Origin of the sequence: Sphingobacterium spiritivorum ATCC 33861 (assembly GCF_000143765.1) — a bacterium.
Taxonomy (GTDB): Bacteria; Bacteroidota; Bacteroidia; order Sphingobacteriales; family Sphingobacteriaceae; genus Sphingobacterium; species Sphingobacterium spiritivorum.
Genome location: NZ_GL379770.1, coordinates 2,184,695 through 2,203,609, shown reverse-complemented (window position 1 = coordinate 2,203,609; position 18,915 = coordinate 2,184,695). Strand labels below are relative to the sequence as shown.

Sequence of the window (18,915 nt, the reverse complement as noted above, 5' to 3'; positions counted from 1 at the left end):
ACAAACTGTCTGCGTCCGTTGAATAGTCAGTTGTCTCTGAGAGACAGCTGATAAAAACAAATTATAAACAAATGAAAAAAGATAATAGTCTGGTAGGTATTAAGGAACTGGCGAAGCTGGCGAATGTTTCTATCGGTACCATTGACAGGGTATTGCATGATCGTCCGGGAGTCGCAGCCAAAACCAAAGAACGGGTGCTGGCAGTTCTGCAGGAGCATGACTATCAACCCAATATGATCGCACGTGCCCTTGCGAGTCGCAAAGCCCGTCGCATCGTTGTACTGATACCCTCTGCATCTCCCGAATCAGCGTATTGGAAAGCTCCGCTTGAGGGAGTCCGCACGGCTGGCAGCGAGATTCAGCGGTACAGTTTTACACTCGATGTGTTGTTGTTTGATCAGAATGACAGGCACAGTTTTATTCCGTTGGCGATGCAGTTGTTGGAGGAAGACTTTGATGCCCTGGTGTTGGCACCTATGTTTCATCAGGAAGCGCAACCCCTGTTGCAACATTGTGACGAAAACAAGATTCCGTATGTATTTATCAATTCCGATATTCCGGGTTCGGATAGTGCAGCTTACTTTGGTCCGGATCTTTTCCAGAGTGGATGTATGTCTGCTCAGCTGATAAATTATATCAGCAATCCCGCGGATGAAATACTGCTAGTCCATATTTCCAGGGAAATGGAAATGCAGCATCACCTTTTGCGTAAGGAAGAGGGGCTGTTGCAGTATATGCAGGATAACGGCATGAAGCAGAAATTACATAAGCTGGTTATCCGCGATACTACCTATAGCGCAATAGAACAGGCGCTGGCAGAACAATTAAAAAATACGACCATACAGGTGCTCTTTGTGACCAACTCCAGAGTTGCATCTGTAGCCCGTTTTATTGAAGAGCAGCAGGTAGCAGGAATATGTCTGATCGGCTTTGATTATCTGCCGGACAATATCGCTTATCTGGAAAAAGGTATTATAGACTTTTTGCTGTGTCACAAACCTGTAGCGCAGGGATATAAATCGGTGATGTCTCTGTTTCAATTGCTGGAAGCCCAGCAGGAACCGCAGAAAATAAACTATATGCCTATTGATATCATCAGTAAAGAAAATTACCGCTACTACGAAAATTAAAATCAGCCAGCACTAATGCTATAAACGAATAAACGTATTACTATGAAAAAGTACATATTAATTTTCACCCTCTTAATCATAAGTCAGCTGCTCTCTTTTGCAGATAAGATTGATCCGGATTTTACCGTTCGGGGTTTTCACCTTGACCTGCGGGTGCAGGTTATGAAAATGCCGGCACTGAAAAAATTTGCCAGACAGTTACACGACGGAGGTGTCAATACCCTGATCATGGAATGGGAAGCTACCTATCCATTTGAGAATCACCCGTTGATTCCCAATCAGTTTGCCTATACACGGGAAGAAGTACGTGAATTTGTAGACTATTGCGAGAATATGGGAATTGATGTAATCCCTTTACAGCAAAGTTTCGGACACGTGGAGTATATCCTTCGTCATTACCGCTACAAAGATCTGCGTGAAGATCAGAAAGACTATTCGCAAATCAATCCGCTGAAAGAGAAGGAAGCAAAAGCACTTTTTACCGATCTGTACAAAGATCTGATCAGCACACACAAATCAGAATACATCCATATCGGAGGAGATGAAACGTATCTGCTGGGGCATTCTAAAGAATCACAGGCTAAGGTGGCTGCGGTTGGAAAGGGACGGTTGTACGGCGATTATATTAAGCTGCTCTGTCAGCTGGTCGTAGACCTGGGTAAGAAACCTGTAGTATGGGCGGATATAGCCATGAAATATCCGGATGCACTGCAAGGCATTCCTAAGGAAACTGTTTTCATAGATTGGAACTACGGCTGGGATGTGGATATGTTTGGTAAGCACAGTAACCTGTTGCATTCAGGTTATGAAATCTGGGGAGCACCTTCATTGCGCAGCCATCCGGACAACTATTTTCTGACACAGTGGGAAAAACATTTTAAAAATATACACGATTTCATTCCGTTGGCAAGACAGTTTGGCTACAAAGGTATGATCATGACCTCCTGGTCAACCTCGGGGCTATACGGTAGTACTTGGGAGAGTCCCAAAGATCTTGTTGACTTGTATCCTATACGCCGGGTGTATCCCTTATCCGGATTTAATATGCTGATTGAGGGTTATTTCACGGCTTTACGTACACAGCAACCCCTCGATATCAAAGGTTTTATACAGCAATACGCAACAAATCACTATGGATTCGGGGAGAAAGAAACAGATAGATTCTGGAATGCGCTTCGTGCAAATCCTTATGAAATAAATCAGGGCGTTATCAGTTCACAGGCAGTTTCGATCTCGCAAATGAAAGACAGTTCGGATTGGATTTTACAAGAGTTGCAATCGCTTTCGCCAAAAAAGAACAAGAATGAATTTGCACATTATATCCTGATGGCGCAGATCAGGCAACGCTATCTGCGATACATGGACATAGAAATGGCACTGAACAATCCGGATTTCGATCGAAACAGTATGGGGCGTCTGAAAGCTGAATTAAAATTGCTTCGGGATGAAAAGCTTGATAAGTCATTTAAAAAACTAAATGCTGATTTTATGTACACGACAGAGATACAGCAGGAAAATGAACTGCGTAACAGTAAAATCAGATTGCTGGAAGCACGATTAAACCGATTGGGTAAGAATTAAAACAAGAATTATGAAAACGAAATTATTCTTTATAGCCTGTTTCCTGATGCTGACGGTGCATACTGTCAAAGGACAAACGGAAAATAACTATCCCTTGTCTGTGAGCTGGCAGCCACTGATGAACAATTATGACGGCAAAGAACAGGCATTATCCATATTGACCCTTCAAAATACAAGTGACAAACCCTTTCCGTGGAAAGGCTGGCGATTGTATTTTAATTTTATCCGCTTACTGGAACCTATAGATTCTTCACAGCCCTTAGATGCTGTTCATATAAACGGTGACTACTTTTATTTCCTTCCTAATGCCAAAGGAAAAGAACTGCAGCCGGGGGAGAAGGTCAGCTATACGATGGTTTCCAAATCTTGGGTAGTAAATTATAATGATGCTCCGCAGGGATTTTATCTTCGATGGGACAATGCTAAACTGGAACCGCTGGGGCCGGTGAATTATATGCCGCCAACAGATGAGAAAGCTTTTTTCAGGGTTGCAGGTGACAAGGAAATGAATGCAGATATGCTGTATGAAAAAAATCTGCGTTATCAGCAGAATGAAGTATTACAGCGCGGACAGATCTTACCATCGCCTGTGTCTCTGGAGCGTCATTCAGGAACGTATACGCTTAAAAAGAAACTTCTTATTTCTTATGACAAAGGCTTTCAGAATGAAGCAGATTTGCTGTCCGGGACACTGAAAACCTACTTTGGTATTGCGGCTCAAACCGCTGTCCATACATCCTCCGGCGCGAAAGAGATCCGGTTGCTGAAAGAAGATGGATTGGGGGCTGAGGCTTATAAACTGGAGGTTACCCCGAAAGGAATCACGGTAAAGGCTTCTGCAAATGCAGGTATCTTTTACGGTATACAGTCTTTAAAACTGTTAATCGATCCGGCGAATTACAACAAAGGGGTAAATTCCAAAATTGTATTGCCTTTGGTCACTGTCACGGATGAGCCACGATTTGGCAGCCGGAGTTTGATGCTGGATGTTGCCCGTAATTTTCAGCCTAAAGAGCAGATTCTTAAGATGCTCGATATAATGGCGCTGTATAAACTGAATACCTTTCATTTTCACCTGAATGACGATGAAGGCTGGCGACTGGAAATCCCGTCTATTCCCGAACTGACTGAAACGGGTGCACACAGGGCGCATTGGGAAGAAGGAAAAGAATACAATAATCTGCCTCCTTCGTATGGATCAGGTCCATTTGCTGACAAGGGACGTGGAAGCGGATATTACAGCCAGGCCGATTTTATTGAGATCTTGCAATATGCCAAACGCAGACATATTAAAGTGATTCCGGAAATCGAAACTCCGGGACATGCACGTGCTGCTATTCAGGCGATGAACAGCCGCTACCGTAAATTGCTGAAAAGCGGAGACAAAGTCAAGGCTGAAGCCTTCCTGTTGCAGGCTTCCGGAGATTCATCCGTATTCCGCTCGGTGCAGAAATGGAATGATAATGTCATGGACGTGTCTATGCCATCGGTATATACTTTCCTGGAGCAGGTGACAGATGAGGTTATCGCTATGTATAAAAAGGCTGATGCTGAACTGGAAACTATTCATTTTGGAGGTGATGAGGTGCCGAATGGTGTATGGGAGGGATCGCCGGCTTTTGCTAAATTAAAACAAACTGATCCTGCAATAAAAACTACAGAAGATCTGTGGCTTCGTCATTTCGACAAACTGTACACGATGTTGAAGAACAAAGGGTTGCTTCTTTCAGGCTGGGAAGAAGTGGGGATGCAAAAGATCACTCAGGACGGAAAGAAAAAATGGATTCCTTATAAAGGATTTAAGGATAAGGGTATTCATCTCAATGTCTGGAACAATCTGGGCGGAAATGAAGATTTGGCCTATCGTCTGGCGAACGCAGGATACAAGGTGAAACTCTCTTTTGTAAGCAATTTTTATTTTGATATGGCTTACCATAAGCACTTTGGTGAGCAAGGGTTTTATTGGGGAGGCTTTATCGATCTGGAAAAACCTTTCAGCTTTGTGCCGTTTCACTATTTGAGTAATCAGAAGCAGGACTGGCTGGGTAGACCATTGCCCGAAAGTGTATTGGCAAATGCAGAAAAACTGACGCCGGAAGGAGAACGCAATATCGTAGGATTGCAGGCACTTCTGTGGTCGGAAACGATCAAGTCTGAAAAGGAAATGGAGCGTATGCTTTTTCCGCGATTGCTTGCATTTAGCGAGAGAGCGTGGGCGAAACCCGGCGTATGGGAGCAGAACGGTGAAACTTCAGCCTCAAAGGCTCGGTATGAAAAGGAAGTAAAACATTTCTTTAACATAGTCGGACAGCAGGAATTAAAAAGATTGCAGCATCTGGGCGTAGAATACCGTATTCCAACACCAGGAGTGAGACAGCTGGAAAATAAAGTGCATGTCAATATGGAACTTCCGGGATTTGTAATCCGCTATACGGTAAACGGAGAAGTTCCGAAAAATACGGATCCCGTATACAGCAAGCCTGTAGCTTATACCAAAGGGATGGTGTTCAGAGCTTTTGATGAACAGGGACGCGGCGGATTGCCTGTGTCTCCGGATTTAACGGAGGGTCAGCATGAAAAATAAACAGGAATCCGTAGCTGTTGCCAGTCTCTCTAAGCGGGATCAGGCTGTTTCCATTGGAATTATTGTGTTGCTGTTCTTTGTTTTCGGATTTGTAACCTGGATCAATGCTATACTGATACCTTATTTTAAAGGTGCTTTTACATTGAATCACTTTGAATCATATCTGGTCGCTTTTGCCTTTTATATCGCTTATCTGCTGATGTCTGTTCCTTCGGGATATCTGCTGCGCTATGTAGGATTTAAACGGGGAATGATGATTGGTTTTTTTGTCATGGCTATAGGGGCAGCTTTTTTTGTTCCGGCAGGGAAAATGCAGCTGTATCCTTTGTTTTTGACAGGCCTCTTTACGCTGGGTATCGGACTTTCTGTTTTGCAGACGGCCGCCAATCCTTATGTTACTATTCTGGGCGATAAAGAGCGTGCTGCACAGCGGTTTAGTATTATGGGGATCAGCAATAAACTGGCCGGTATTATAGCACCTTTGCTGTTTGCGGCTATTGTGTTGCGTCCCGAAGATCAGAACATGTTGGACAGTTTGTCTACATTGTCTCCCGACCAGAAGGCTGTGGCTATTGAAACTTTGCTGGCCAGAGTAGTCGTGCCGTATGCTGTAGTGTCCTGTATTCTGGTGGCACTGGGGCTGTTGGTTAAATTCTCACCTTTGCCCGAAATTCATACGGATGAAGAAGAGCAGGAAGGGGAAGGGGTGATTACCTCCGGGAAGACAAGCATATTGCAGTTTCCCCACTTGCTTCTGGGAAGTATTGCTATTTTCTTTCATGTAGGTTCTCAGGTGATAGCTGTGGATAGTATTATTGCGTACGGACAGCATTCGGGATTGTCCTTTGCGCAAGCCAAGACATTCCCGTCTTACACGCTTACTGCTACAATCGTCGGTTATATTCTGGGTATCATAATGGTGCCCAAAGTGCTGAGTCAGCTCACAGCCTTGCGCATATGTACGACACTGGGTCTGCTTTTATCCATGGCGATTATGCTGTTTTCCGGAGATATTTCCTTTTTGGGATATCAGACAGATATTTCCGTGTGGTTTCTGGTATTGCTCGGGTTCGCCAATTCTATGATATGGGCGGGGATCTGGCCACTGGCTTTATCCGGATTAGGTCGATTCCTCAAGATAGGAGCCTCTCTGCTGGTGATGGCACTTTGTGGTAATGCTATTATGCCTATGTTTTACGGTTTTTTTGCAGATAAAATAGGTCTCAAAGAAGCTTATGTTGTGCTGCTGCCCTGTTATGCCTATTTAATATTCTACAGTTTTTATGGTTTTCGTTTGAAAAGCTGGAAACGTTAAAGCGAACTATTTACTAAAACAAAGCTTATTTTATCCCCTTGTCAGAGGAATCCCGGATAATAAGCTTTGTTTTTATCACGACTTCCTGATAGTCCAGAGCCTGCATATCTTTGTCCTCTATTTGTTGAATCAGTATTTTGGCCGCAACGCGTCCCATATCATATGCACTGTCATCTATAGTCGATATCTGCGGCTCCATAATGGCGGAAATAGGGTAATTACTGAATCCGACAATAGCAACTTCCTCCGGTATTTTGTAACCTTTATTGCGGAATGCTTTCATTGTTGCGACAGCGGTATAGTCATTGGCACAGACAATACCATCCGGCATTATCTTTTCTTCCAGTAAAGCTTCGGCCTGAACTTTTCCTTCATCATAACTGAGATTTTTTGTCTCCTTGATCAGCTCCTTGTGTACAGTTAACTGATGATCTGTCAACGCCTGTTTAAAACCTTCCATTCTGGATTTAAAGATGTCTACATTCTGATTACCCGAAATATGCGCTATTGTTTTGCAACCCTGCTGTATAAGGTGTTGAGTAGCAGTATAGGAAGCTTCGAAGTCGTTGATCACTACTTTACTGGCTTTGAGACTATCCGTATTCCGGTCATATAATACCAGCGGTATATTGGATTTGTCGATCTTTTTGAGGTGATCGTATCTGTTTGTTTCTAAAGCAGGACAAATAATAATGCCGGCAGCAAGTGAGGTTTCTAGCATCTTTACAATTTCTTTTTCCTTCTTGTAAGAGTCCTGCGACTGAAAAATAGTGATCTGATATCCCTGATTATAGGCATAATCCTCGATACCACTGATTACCTTGGAGTGGAAGTCGATATCGATTCGCGGACAGATCACCCCGATCGATTTAGTTTTCTTACTTCTGAAGCTGGAAGCAATCGGATCCAGTGCAAAGCCCATTTCTTTTACCTTGTCATTGACCAGCTTTTTTGTGGTTTCACTAATGGCGTGGTGATTAGAGAGGACGCGGGAAATGGTAGCGGTGGAGAGATTAAGCTCCTTTGCGATATCTTTTATGGTAATGCGCGACGCGTCTGATTTCTTCATATTGACTTCTTTTATACTTGCTTTGCCGAAGTTAATTCAAATTTTGCGTATTTCAAACTGTAGAATATCTATAATTTTATGCAAACATTTGCATTAATAATTGTTTGTTTATTTTGATTTAAATGTATTTATTCAAATATTTTAATTTTTTTTTATGCAAACATTTGCATTGAATTTGTTTTTTGTCTACCTTGCTTAAACTAAATAACAGATGCTATAAACTAAAGTCTGAATTATGATATTTATTACTAATCATCAAAAAACAAAAGGGAGCAATCGTGCCTTTTTTCTGACGATTTGGTTTTTGGGTTTGGTGTTGTCCGTTCCGGGCTTAACATTTGCACAGCAAAAACAGGTTTCAGGAAAAGTCATTGATGCTGCTACTAAAGAGCCTCTTCCGGGAGTGAGCGTCTTGCTCATGGGGCAAAACTCCGGTATTAGCACCGATAATTCCGGTAATTTCACCTTAAAAGATGTCCGTGAAGGGCAGTCTCTGGTTTTTTCATTTTTGGGGTATACCAGTCAGACCGTAAAGGTCGACACCCGCAATGTGTACAACATCTCTCTGAACAGTCTTTCAACACTAATGGAAGAGACTGTTGTCGTAGGATACGGCCGGCAGAAAAGACGGAATCTGACCGGTTCTGTAGTGTCTGTAGGGGCAAGCGAAATTGAGAAAACCACATTACAGGATCCTTTATCTATTCTGCAGGGACGGGCAGCAGGAGTACAGGTATCTTCTAACTCCGGAGCGCCGGGAGGCGAGATGACCATTCGTGTACGTGGTAACTCCTCATTGAATTCCGGAAATAATCCACTCTTTGTTGTGGATGGTATTCCGATTGAGTCAAATTCTATTTCTTCTCTGAACGGTACTGAAAATTCGGGCTTGAATCCGCTTGCAGATATCAATCCAAGTGATATCGCTTCTATGGAAATCCTGAAAGATGCTGCATCGACAGCGATTTATGGTTCAAGAGCTGCCAACGGGGTTGTCATGATCACAACCAAGCGCGGGGCAGAAGGTAAGCCGGAAGTATTGCTGAATGCAACTACAGGGGTGAGTTCGCTGACGCGTAAGTTAAGCGTATTGAATGCAAGACAATACCGCGAAGCTGTTCTGGATTCCTACAACGCAATGGCCGTTCCTGAAGACCCTTATTATACACTTATTGACTCTCTAAATCCCATGAACAACGGGGATGTGGACTGGCAGGATGAGCTGATGCGAAGTGCCAAGCAATATAAAATAGATCTATCTGTACGTGGCGGTAATCAGGGAACCAAATATGCCTGGAGCTCGTCTTATCTGGATCAGGATGGAGTCATACTCAATTCCAACTACAAACGATTCACCTCACGGCTCAATGTAGATTTCAATATTTCTGATCGGATCCGTATCGGACAAAGTGTATCGTATACAAATGCGGTAAACAACCGTACCAATGCAGCGGGATCGGGCAACCTGAGCATTATCCGGAGTCTGCTCGTACGTCCGCCTAATATGTCTATGTATCTGCCGGACGGATCACTGAACGGATACATGATCGGTCAGCGTAATCCGGTAGGGATGGCGCTCTATGCGACCAACCTCAACAAGAGTAACCGTATTATTGGTAGTCAGTATCTGGAAATCGATATTTACAAAGATCTGAAATTCAGAAGTAATGTGAATCTGGATTACATTGCTATGAAGGAAGATGAATTTATGCCTTCTATATTGGATTACCGCGAAGGATACAACACAGGAGGTGTGCGCTCTACAGGCAATCTTACATGGGGTAATGAAAGTTACTTTACTTATACCAAGAATATTGATAACAAGCACAATTTTGGTGCGGTACTGGGTATGAGTTTTCAGAAATGGCGTTATGATCGTACCGGATTAGATGGTATGTATTTTCCAAGTGATGATATCACCACTTTAAATGCTGCTTCCGTGATTTCGAATCAGGGTGTAAATGTTGCTTCAGAGCATGCGATGCTTTCTTATTTTGGTAGAGCGACATACGATTACAAGGGAAAATATCTGTTAGAATTTAACCTGCGTGCAGACGGTTCATCCCGTTTTGGTCGTGACAAGCGATTCGGTTACTTCCCTTCAGCATCTGCAGGATGGCGTTTTGTGGAGGAACAGGCAGTGAAAGATCTGGGTTGGTTGAGTGATGGTAAGCTGCGCTTCAGTCTGGGTAGTACCGGAAATGAAGCAATAGGTGATTACACTTCACGCGGAGAGTTCACTTTAGGTACGAATTATCTGGACTTTTCGGGTGCCTCACCGACAGTAATGCCTAATGCTAGCCTTACATGGGAGACGACAAAACAATATAACTTAGGTCTGGAGCTGGGTTTCATCAACAACAGGATCATGTTCTCTACTGATGCTTATCTGAAGAAAACAAAAGACTTGTTATACAATGTGCCTATTCCAAGCACTACAGGTTTTGAATATATAACACAGAATATAGGTTCTATCGAAAACCGTGGTCTGGAATTTAGCTTACAGACCCGTAATCTGGAAGGCGCTTTCACCTGGAATACCAATATTAATGTCAGTCTCAACCGTAATAAAATAACATCTTTACCTAAAAACCTGTTAACCAATGGTTACATACAGAATGGTAATTTCCATATTCTGCAGGAGGGATTGCCGATAGGTGTGTTTTATGGATGGCGTTTTCAGGGTGTTTACTCCCGTGACGAAGATAACGTGAACGGAGTTACCAATGGTGCTAACGGTCCGGTATTCGTTGGAGGAGATCCTATCTGGAAAGATGTAAACAATGATAATATCATCAATCAGGATGACAGAGAGATTATCGGTTATGCAGAGCCTAAATATTTTGGAGGTATTTCCAATGATTTCAGTTATAAAAATTTCCACCTGAATGTATTTTTCCAATATTCTGTCGGTAATGAGATTTACAGTGAACTAAATCATCAGCGCAACTCTATTGTACGTTACAACAACCTGTCTACGGATGCTCTGAACAGATGGCGTCAACAGGGGGATGTGACAGACTTCCCGCGTCTTATTCGCGATGATCCGAAGCAGTCTGACAGCAGAGTGCAAAGCCGCTGGGTAGAGGATGGCTCATACATCAAACTGAAAAATGTTAATCTGAGATATTCCTTCAAATCGGATTGGATAAAAAGAATCGGAATGCGTAAGCTGGATGCCTTTGTAACTGCAACTAACCTGATCACCTGGACGAAATACACCGGTTTTGATCCCGATGTAAACTCTTATTCAGGACTTCGTGTCGGTTTGGATGAAGGTTCGTATCCGCAGAGTCGTACCTATATGTTCGGTTTAATCTTTGGACTTTAATTAATTAGCCATGAAAAGATCTTTTAAATATATATTCGCCGGTTTCGTGTTGCTGATGACTACGGCCTGTTCAGATTCACTTCTGGATAAGGATCCGATCAGTAATTTTTCGGGACAAGGTTATTATAAAAAACCGAGTGATGCACAAGCTGGTGTCAACGGTATATATAACAGTATGCAATCCCTGTTTCGTCTTAATTTTGCCTATTGGGGTGAAGGGCGTGCAGATAATGTGACAACCCGCCATTCGGGAGACCCGTTTGCGTTGCAGCAGAACGTTCTTACTCCAATTATCAATTCGGCAAGATGGGATAATTTTTACACGCTGATATCACGTGCAAATTATGCCATCAAATATACCCCGCAAGTATTTGGAGAGGGAGAAAGTGAACTTAAAAAACAATTACTGGGACAATCTCATGCGCTGCGTGCAATAGCTTACTTCTATCTGGTGCGTATCTGGGGAGAGGTTCCGCTTATCACAGAGCCCTATGAAAGTGTAGAGCAGGATTTGTTTGTAAAGCAAAATACCACAGCAGAGGTACTGGCTAAAGTAGAAGAGGATTTGCTCTTTGCTACTGAAAACTGTGCGAGCAGTTATTCCGGAGCACGTAACCGTGTACTGATCACCAAAGGTGCTGCCTATGCTTACCTGACACAGCTCTATATGTGGCAAAAGAAATATGACAAGGCAATTGCTGCAGCTCAGAATATACTGGGAGACCCGCAATATAGCCTGGTAGCTATGAGTGACTGGAACGATATCTTCGTAAAAGGAAGCAGTACTGAAAGTATTTTTGAGGTCGGATACAACGAGACACAAACGAACGGCCTGCGCATATTGTACGCTATCGGTTCAGATAGTGATTATGTGCCAAGTACCAGTTTTATTGCATCTATCGAACAGGGAGACTTACGCAAGGCCCGTATCTATGATGTAACTCAGGTACAACCCCGTAAAATATGGAAATTCTTTGGTCAGGGCTTTAATGATGAGAGTGCAGATCCTTCTTCTAATAATATCGTGCTGACGCGATTAGCAGATATTATATTGTTAAAAGCTGAGGCGCATGCACAGTTGCAGCAACCAACAGAAGCATTGGAACTGCTGAACCGTATTCGTCGCCGTGCCGGACTTTCGGTCATGGATGAGGCTTCAGCAAACAATCTTTATGGAAATCTGGTGAATGCTATCCTGCATGAACGCTCGATCGAATTATGCTTTGAAGGACACCGCTGGTTTGACCTGGTACGTACAGGTAAAGCAATCTCCACAATGAAACCTATCAACGGCCTTGCTGATGAGCGTAATCTTGTATGGCCGATTCATGAAAGTGCTGTTCTCAGAAACCCTAACCTTAACCAAAATGAATTTTATAAGTAATCATATGAAAAAGATAAAACATATAATTACGCATTCCCTGTTGGGGATGAGTATATTGGTTTTGCTCTTCAGTTGTGAAATCCAGGAAAGCTTTGACTATGAAAATGCGCCGGACAACAGTAAACTGAATATGTCTGCATTGGCCTATATCAAAGGAAATGAATCTCTTTCGATGTTTGCAGAGGCTGTAGAACGGACTCAGTTTGCATCGTTCTATGAAGGTACCACTCCTGCAACATTTATTGTTCCCAATAATCAGGCATTTACGGCTTATCTGAAAGAGAATGGATATGCTAGCATAGCCGCTATTCCGCTTCCGATATTAAAAAATATACTACGGTATCATATTGTCAAGAGTGTCGTTAATTTTAATGATCCGGCTTTAGCACCCAGCAACAGACCTATTGCTTATACTACAGAAAACGGCCAGATTATGTACTTGTCGCATACCAGTACCTATGTCGGGCTGATCAACGAAGGTACAAACAGACAATGGCAGATCCGGACGTCCAATCTGGTGCCTGATAACGGTGTTATTCATGTTGTAAATTTTGTTGTTTTCTATTCTGCACCTACGGGTGATGCCAATGCTGTCAATCCGAATCTGTTGCAGGACACTATTTTTCCGAAACACGACAGCTATGTCAATGGCGGGATTGAATCAACCAAAAACTTTGGTACAAATACATTGTTGAAAATCAAGAATGTAAGCAATAACGGTGACTACGACCGTAAGGCTTTTTTGATGTTTGACTTCGCAGATTTCAAGAAACAAGGTGTAGTGACAGATCTTAAATTGCAACTGGCTGTATCTTTTACAGCAGCGAAAGGAGTTGATCTCAATCTGTTTGAAACGCCTAGTACTTCATGGGTAGAGGCTTCGCTGAATTTCACTAATGCGGTGTTCCCTACATCTCCGCGTATTGCATCGATCAAGACAAGTAAAGTCAGTACATTCAAATTTGACCTTACGGATTACTACAAAGAGCGTAAACCCACAGGATTGAAGTCTTTCATGCTGGATGGTCAGCCGGGATCTGACGAAACTGATGAAATCGCATCTAAGGAACATCCTACGCTGGCGAAGCCGATGCTGATTGCTACTCTGGCGACTGGAGATTCGGAACTGGTGTTGCAAAAGCAACAGGATTTTGAAGTCAGCAACGGAGGAATGTATGTACTTTCCAATGATAATCTCAAAGTTGACGGCGCATCGGCCGCTGATATTATCTATACTATAGATGATCTGCCTGCTTTCGGATGGTTTATAAAAGGTGCAGAGGTACTGAAAAAAGGTAGCCGTTTTTCGCAGCTGGATTTAGATCTTAGGAATATAGTATTTATCCATAATGGTGAAACTTTAGGAACTAAAAGTTTGCTGCTGACTGCCCGGGATAAAGCGGGTGCAGTACTGGAAGATATCAAAATCAATATTATAGCGAAGTAATATGAAATGGTATAGCTTAAAATTCAGCGCCTTCGCACTTGTCGTATTTCTGGTGAACTGCGGAGGGTCATCTGTAGAAGTGGACAAACCTGTTGTACCTACGGACCGGGTAATCAGTTTCTCGGGTATGGATTGGATTGTTCGTACTACGAATAATAAAACAGAAGGTCCCGGGCCTAACCGGTTTTCAGACTCAGATAAAAATGTCTGGGTAGACGGGACAAACCGCTTACATCTCAAAATAAGACAGGAGGGAGGCAACTGGTATTGCGCCGGTGTGACCGCTAAAAAGTCTATGGGATATGGTAAATACATCTTTTACATCGGCTCGGATATTAATCAGCTGGATAAGAATGTTGTGGCAGGACTTTTTACTTACCTGAATGATGAGGAGGAGATCGATATCGAGTTTTCAAAATGGGCTGTAGCGGATAACGTAAATGCTCAGTTTGTGTCCCAACCATCTACAATAGCAGGAAATAAAGTGCGCTTTGATATTGCTCCCAATCTGGGACAAACGCAGCATTACTTTGACTGGCAGGAAAAGCAGATTGCTTTTGCCAGCAGCTATACAGATAGTAAGGGCTTATCCCGTCCGATTCAGGAGTGGACCTATACCGGAAAGCAGATTCCGAAAGAAAAGAACGAGAAGTTGAAACTAAATCTGTGGTTGTTCCGCGGACAAATGCCTTCTGATCTTAAAGAACAGGAAATAGTGATAGATAGTGTCCGTTTTGTAAAACAATAGTTAGGAGGAACGTAATTTTTTATTAAATAGTGATTATATGCTTTTAGAGAAATTGAATATTGATGTTGCCGATACTGCACAGGAGATAGGTGAACGGGCAGGGAAGGCTATAGAAGCCGCACTTGTGGAATTGCAAACAAAGAAGGATGAGATTCGGGTAATCTTTGCTGCTGCGCCTTCACAGGATTTTATGCTCGATTACCTCGCTAAATCAACGAAAATTGAGTGGTCAAAAATTGTAGCGTTTAATATGGATGAGTATCTGGAGCTGGAAACCGGTGCTCCCCAGCTTTTTTCAAATTATCTGGAAAACAGATTGTTCAGACATATTCATCCGAAAGGGAAATATTTTATAAATCCGGATCAGCCGGCAGCTGAGGAGATTGCGCGGATATCAGCACTGATCAGCGTGGCACCCATAGATGTAGTGTGTCTGGGTATAGGTCAGAATGGCCATATTGCTTTTAATGATCCGCCTGTAGCTGATTTTGAAGATAGTCATATTATTAAACAGGTTGAATTGGATGAAGTATGTCGTATGCAACAGGTGGTAGATGAGTGTTTCGCAACTATTGAAGATGTGCCTAAGTATGCACTGACCTTAACGATCCCGACCATTATGGATGCAGATCAGTTGTTTTGTGTAGTAGTAGGAGAGCATAAAAGAGAAGCGGTGAAGCATACGCTGAACTCTCCGATCAATACAGAGTGGCCTTCTACTATTTTAAGAAAGCATAAAGACTGTCATTTCTTTTTTGACCGGAAGGCATATCCAGCAACGTAAAAAAATGTGTGTTTGATGGTTGTCTCCCATCTAAACGACGTTTTTTAAAAAGTATGTGAACGAGTCCCTGTCCGCCCGCCGGATCAGGGGCTCGTTGTTATTAGTGACTTGTAGAATAAGTGCGGTGACAGGTTAAATGCTTGTGAGATACGTGATGTATTGGTAACCCCTGTAAAGGGAGGCTAATACATAAAACCAAAAAGCCATACCGGAATGATATTTCCAAAACCTATTTCAATACCGTCTTTCGCAACGTAAGCATTTTCTATATTTGCTATTTGTTTCTTGGTTTTGTTTTTACCTCCGATTTCAAATCTATACTTTTTATCAATCACAAAATCGGCTGTTTCTGAAAGGTTTATCTCATGCAAGCCTTTAAATTGATTTAAGAAAAACGTTTCTCTGACATTTCCTATATTGGTGTTTTCTTTTGCCAGTGCATACATCAGATTGCTGTTGTTCAGGTACAATTTTTCTGGCTTGGTCAATACCCCTATTCCTGAGTTGTCTTTGTACAATTCATTGACGAGTCCGGCACGTTCCAGAATTTTTATGCTTTGTACCAGCATGTTACGGGAAACACCGACTTTTTCACTCAGTTTGGTAATATTGGGCGTAAATGGTGCACTCGAAGCAACGGTAATGAGCAATTTCTTTAGTTTCACTAAGGTGTCATATTGTAAATCTTCAACTGCATTGATATCTATTTCAATAATCAGATTAATTGTGTTTTGTAATTTCTGAATGTATAGATCTTCATTCTCTTTGTAATAGGGGTAAGCTCCCGTTTTCAGATATTTTTCAAATAGCGGTAAGGGTTTTAGTTCATTTAATACTTCCGTAGCAATAACATTGTGGTTTTCTAAAATTTCTGAAAGCGAATGAAAGGGAAATACTTTTTTTGTTTCAAATATGATAAACTCTCTGAAGGAAAGCTCTTTCAGATAATAACTGACAGCTCTGCGACTCAGATCTGACTCGGATTTATAAATTTCCAGTAGTGATGATGAAGTGAAGATAACGTTAAGCTCCGGAAAGTTATCGTAAATAAGTTTTATCTCTCTTGACCAGTTGGGGTATTTGTGAACCTCGTCAAGGAGTAAATGTGTTCCTCCGAATTGAGTAAAATGCTTTGCGAGATCATACAGCTTGTTCTCAAAAAAATAAATATGATCTAAACTTACATACAGCGTCGATTGTAACGGCAAATATAGCTTGGCCAATTGCAGAAGCAAAGTAGTTTTTCCGGCACCTCTGGCACCTTTTATTACAATAAGACGATTATTCAGATCCATTTGATGGACCAGATAACGTTGTATATCCAGGGATATACGCGCTATTTTTGTCTGAAATTCTAATAATAATGTCTCCATTTTGCTTTATATATAAAGCAAATGTATGTAATTTTGTTAAATAAAAGAAGCATTTTATTAGTAAAATGCTTTATATAGAAAGCATTTTTCGTCAGTTGTTACTTTCGTAAAACTCTTTTAGTATATAGTCGATGTCATTTAGCTTTCCCAGTTCTTTCAATAAATAGTACCGGTGCAAAAAGCCTGTTAATACCACAATCTTTTTGCCGGGATATTTTTTTGCTACATTATAAATGTTTTTGGCCATTGTCTGATTTCGTAAATCCCAGAAACCGGACATGAGTCTGAAGCCGTCTTTGTAATTTATACTGTCTCCATCTGGTTTTACAACATATTTTTTCGAGAATTCGGGCCTTGAATTTGTGATTTTTAACAGTTCCTTATACTGATAATTCTGCCTCTTTTCTGAAATGCTATCCGTTGTTTTGTTATTAAAATTTTCCGGCGATAATGTTGAAATTTTTATAAGGTCATTCGTAATGGTATTGAATGTTTCGTAAATATCAGCCTCTTCCGCCGTAAGTGCATTTGCCTGATACAGGCTATCTATAAGTTGAACGGATAAATTATCTGCAGGAACCATTCCCATTGCTTTGCGGTATTTGTTTCTGCCTTCAAAATCAAAGGGAAATCGCAAAGTACGGGGATATTGTTTTAAATAAAGATTACTCGCCTGGATTTCATTTCCTTTAAAAAAACCACCTCGTTCATAATCTTTCATTCCTTCGCTATCGACCTCGTGTAGTATAATGTCCGGCTTTATAGTATTCAGGATTCCAAGTAATATTGTTGGATTATAGTTGGGAACGCTGTCGTGAATATTCCCAATGACATAAATTTCAGTTCTGGAATGTTGAGAAAAAGCGATGTTAATGAGTAAAAATGAGAGTAGGAGTGTAGCAAACAGTTGTTTCATAGGGTTGTATCTGATGGTTTAGCGTTTATCATATCCGCCGTTCCCGGGAAAATAGTTTCCATTTTCTCCTGTCAGGGATACGATATTTCTATTGCTAAAATACAAAAAAGCACTTGTAAGCCCTATTGAATTTACTGAATTATCTTATTTTTCAGTTTTTTAAAATCACTTAATCAACAATCTTTTTATATCCAAAAAAACATGTAAAGTCTTGAGGTATTAAATCTTGAAACACTATATTAAAATATTCCGAGATTATATTGTTTTACCAGATCCAGGATCATATGGTAACCTACTACGGAATTACCGTGACTATCGAGAGGAGCGCTGAATACAGCTATACCAGCCTGATTGGGTACGCTGACCATAATGCCGCCACCAACACCCGATTTGCTTGGTAATCCAACTGTACGGGCATATTCTCCACTAAATTCGTACATACCGGCAATCAGCATCTGCGATTGGATAAGTTTTGACATTTCAGGATTTTTATAGCGTTGGTCGCCATCAAAGCGCACGCACTGATGTGCAAAGAAATAACCTATTTTGGCCAGATCTTCTGCCGTAAGTTCGATAGAGCACTGGCGGAAGTAGTTGTCCAGCTGTTCTTCCGAACCTGAAATCAATCCTGCATTTTTCATAATATAGAACATTCCCCGATTGCGGTGTCCGGTTTCTTTTTCAGATGTATAGACAGTTTTGCTGTAGTCAAGTGTTGGATTGTCTGTGATGTATCGCACCATATTTAATATTTTGTCAAAGGGTACTTGTCCATCACCCGAAATAAGGGATGTTGTCAGGATCGCACCGGCATTCATCATAGGATTCAGCGGCTTGCCCATAGTTTCCAGATTGGCAAAATGGTTGAATGGTTTGTCGGTTCCAAAATATCCCATCTTCTTAAATACAGATTCTTCTCCATTTTCCATAACCGCCAGCATCAGCGCAATGGTTTTGGAAATACTTTGCATGGTGAATTTTTTATTTATATCACCCACTCCGATCACTGTTCCTCTGTCATTGACCACCGCGAGAGCAACAGCTTTTGCATCTATTTTACCCAGCTCAGGAATATAATCTGCAACTTTTCCATCTTCGTAGTAATTTCTGTTTTTATCCAGAACAGCTGTTAACGCTGCTTTGGATATATCTTTAATGGTATTTGCTTTTTGGGCATATGTGGAGATCGTAATCAGGAAAAATACGAGTACAAATGTACTTTTTGTCAGATCGGAAGTATAAGGTCTGTTCAT

13 protein-coding genes are annotated in these 18,915 nt (G+C 41.7%); 9 read left to right on the top strand and 4 right to left on the bottom strand.

The genetic code is table 11. The features are described 5' to 3' along the window. Window positions 1-71 precede the first annotated feature (71 nt). The 4 genes from HMPREF0766_RS09620 to HMPREF0766_RS09605 are packed head-to-tail and all read left to right on the top strand — an operon-like array spanning window position 72 to window position 6,610. Window positions 72-1,130, top strand: a complete 1,059-nt coding sequence (locus HMPREF0766_RS09620) for a substrate-binding domain-containing protein (RefSeq protein ID WP_002996168.1) — start codon at window positions 72-74, stop codon at window positions 1,128-1,130. A 42-nt stretch (window positions 1,131-1,172) separates the two neighbouring features. Beyond that, window positions 1,173-2,711, top strand: a complete 1,539-nt coding sequence (locus tag HMPREF0766_RS09615) for a beta-N-acetylhexosaminidase (RefSeq protein ID WP_002996163.1) — start codon at window positions 1,173-1,175, stop codon at window positions 2,709-2,711. A 10-nt stretch (window positions 2,712-2,721) separates the two neighbouring features. Further along, complete coding sequence (locus HMPREF0766_RS09610) at window positions 2,722-5,295, top strand: family 20 glycosylhydrolase (RefSeq protein ID WP_002996160.1); 2,574 nt, start codon at window positions 2,722-2,724, stop codon at window positions 5,293-5,295. Then, window positions 5,285-6,610 (top strand): sugar MFS transporter, encoded by a 1,326-nt coding sequence (locus HMPREF0766_RS09605; RefSeq protein ID WP_002996159.1) that lies wholly within the window; start codon window positions 5,285-5,287, stop codon window positions 6,608-6,610. Before HMPREF0766_RS09610 ends, HMPREF0766_RS09605 begins: the two co-directional genes overlap by 11 nt. A gap of 25 nt (window positions 6,611-6,635) precedes the next feature. Here HMPREF0766_RS09605 and HMPREF0766_RS09600 read toward each other — a convergent pair whose 3' ends face one another. Then, complete coding sequence (locus HMPREF0766_RS09600) at window positions 6,636-7,679, bottom strand: LacI family DNA-binding transcriptional regulator (RefSeq protein WP_002996158.1); 1,044 nt, start codon at window positions 7,677-7,679, stop codon at window positions 6,636-6,638. A 235-nt stretch (window positions 7,680-7,914) separates the two neighbouring features. Here HMPREF0766_RS09600 and HMPREF0766_RS09595 point away from each other — a divergent pair, with 235 nt between their 5' ends. From HMPREF0766_RS09595 to HMPREF0766_RS09575, 5 genes are read left to right on the top strand one after another with little or no spacing between them, the layout of a single operon-like run. Further along, window positions 7,915-11,010, top strand: a complete 3,096-nt coding sequence (locus tag HMPREF0766_RS09595) for a SusC/RagA family TonB-linked outer membrane protein (RefSeq protein WP_002996155.1) — start codon at window positions 7,915-7,917, stop codon at window positions 11,008-11,010. A 10-nt stretch (window positions 11,011-11,020) separates the two neighbouring features. Further along, window positions 11,021-12,394, top strand: coding sequence for a RagB/SusD family nutrient uptake outer membrane protein (locus HMPREF0766_RS09590; protein ID WP_002996152.1), 1,374 nt, complete (start codon window positions 11,021-11,023; stop codon window positions 12,392-12,394). A gap of 4 nt (window positions 12,395-12,398) precedes the next feature. After that, window positions 12,399-13,841, top strand: coding sequence for a CBM96 family carbohydrate-binding protein (locus HMPREF0766_RS09585; RefSeq protein WP_236590472.1), 1,443 nt, complete (start codon window positions 12,399-12,401; stop codon window positions 13,839-13,841). A 1-nt stretch (window position 13,842) separates the two neighbouring features. Further along, window positions 13,843-14,589 carry a glycoside hydrolase family 16 protein gene (locus tag HMPREF0766_RS09580; RefSeq protein WP_002996146.1) on the top strand — a complete coding sequence of 249 codons (747 nt, stop codon included), beginning with the start codon at window positions 13,843-13,845 and terminating at the stop codon, window positions 14,587-14,589. 37 nt (window positions 14,590-14,626) lie between these two features. Then, window positions 14,627-15,373 carry a 6-phosphogluconolactonase gene (locus HMPREF0766_RS09575; RefSeq protein WP_002996144.1) on the top strand — a complete coding sequence of 249 codons (747 nt, stop codon included), beginning with the start codon at window positions 14,627-14,629 and terminating at the stop codon, window positions 15,371-15,373. A gap of 182 nt (window positions 15,374-15,555) precedes the next feature. Here HMPREF0766_RS09575 and HMPREF0766_RS09570 read toward each other — a convergent pair whose 3' ends face one another. From HMPREF0766_RS09570 to glsA, 3 genes are all read right to left on the bottom strand, one after another. Further along, window positions 15,556-16,746 carry an ATP-binding protein gene (locus HMPREF0766_RS09570; RefSeq protein ID WP_002996141.1) on the bottom strand — a complete coding sequence of 397 codons (1,191 nt, stop codon included), beginning with the start codon at window positions 16,744-16,746 and terminating at the stop codon, window positions 15,556-15,558. Between the two features lie 91 nt (window positions 16,747-16,837). After that, entirely contained in the window at window positions 16,838-17,662 is an 825-nt protein-coding gene (locus tag HMPREF0766_RS09565) for a hypothetical protein (protein WP_002996138.1), read from the bottom strand. 239 nt (window positions 17,663-17,901) lie between these two features. Further along, window positions 17,902-18,915, bottom strand: a complete 1,014-nt coding sequence (gene glsA, locus HMPREF0766_RS09560) for a glutaminase A (RefSeq protein WP_002996134.1) — start codon at window positions 18,913-18,915, stop codon at window positions 17,902-17,904.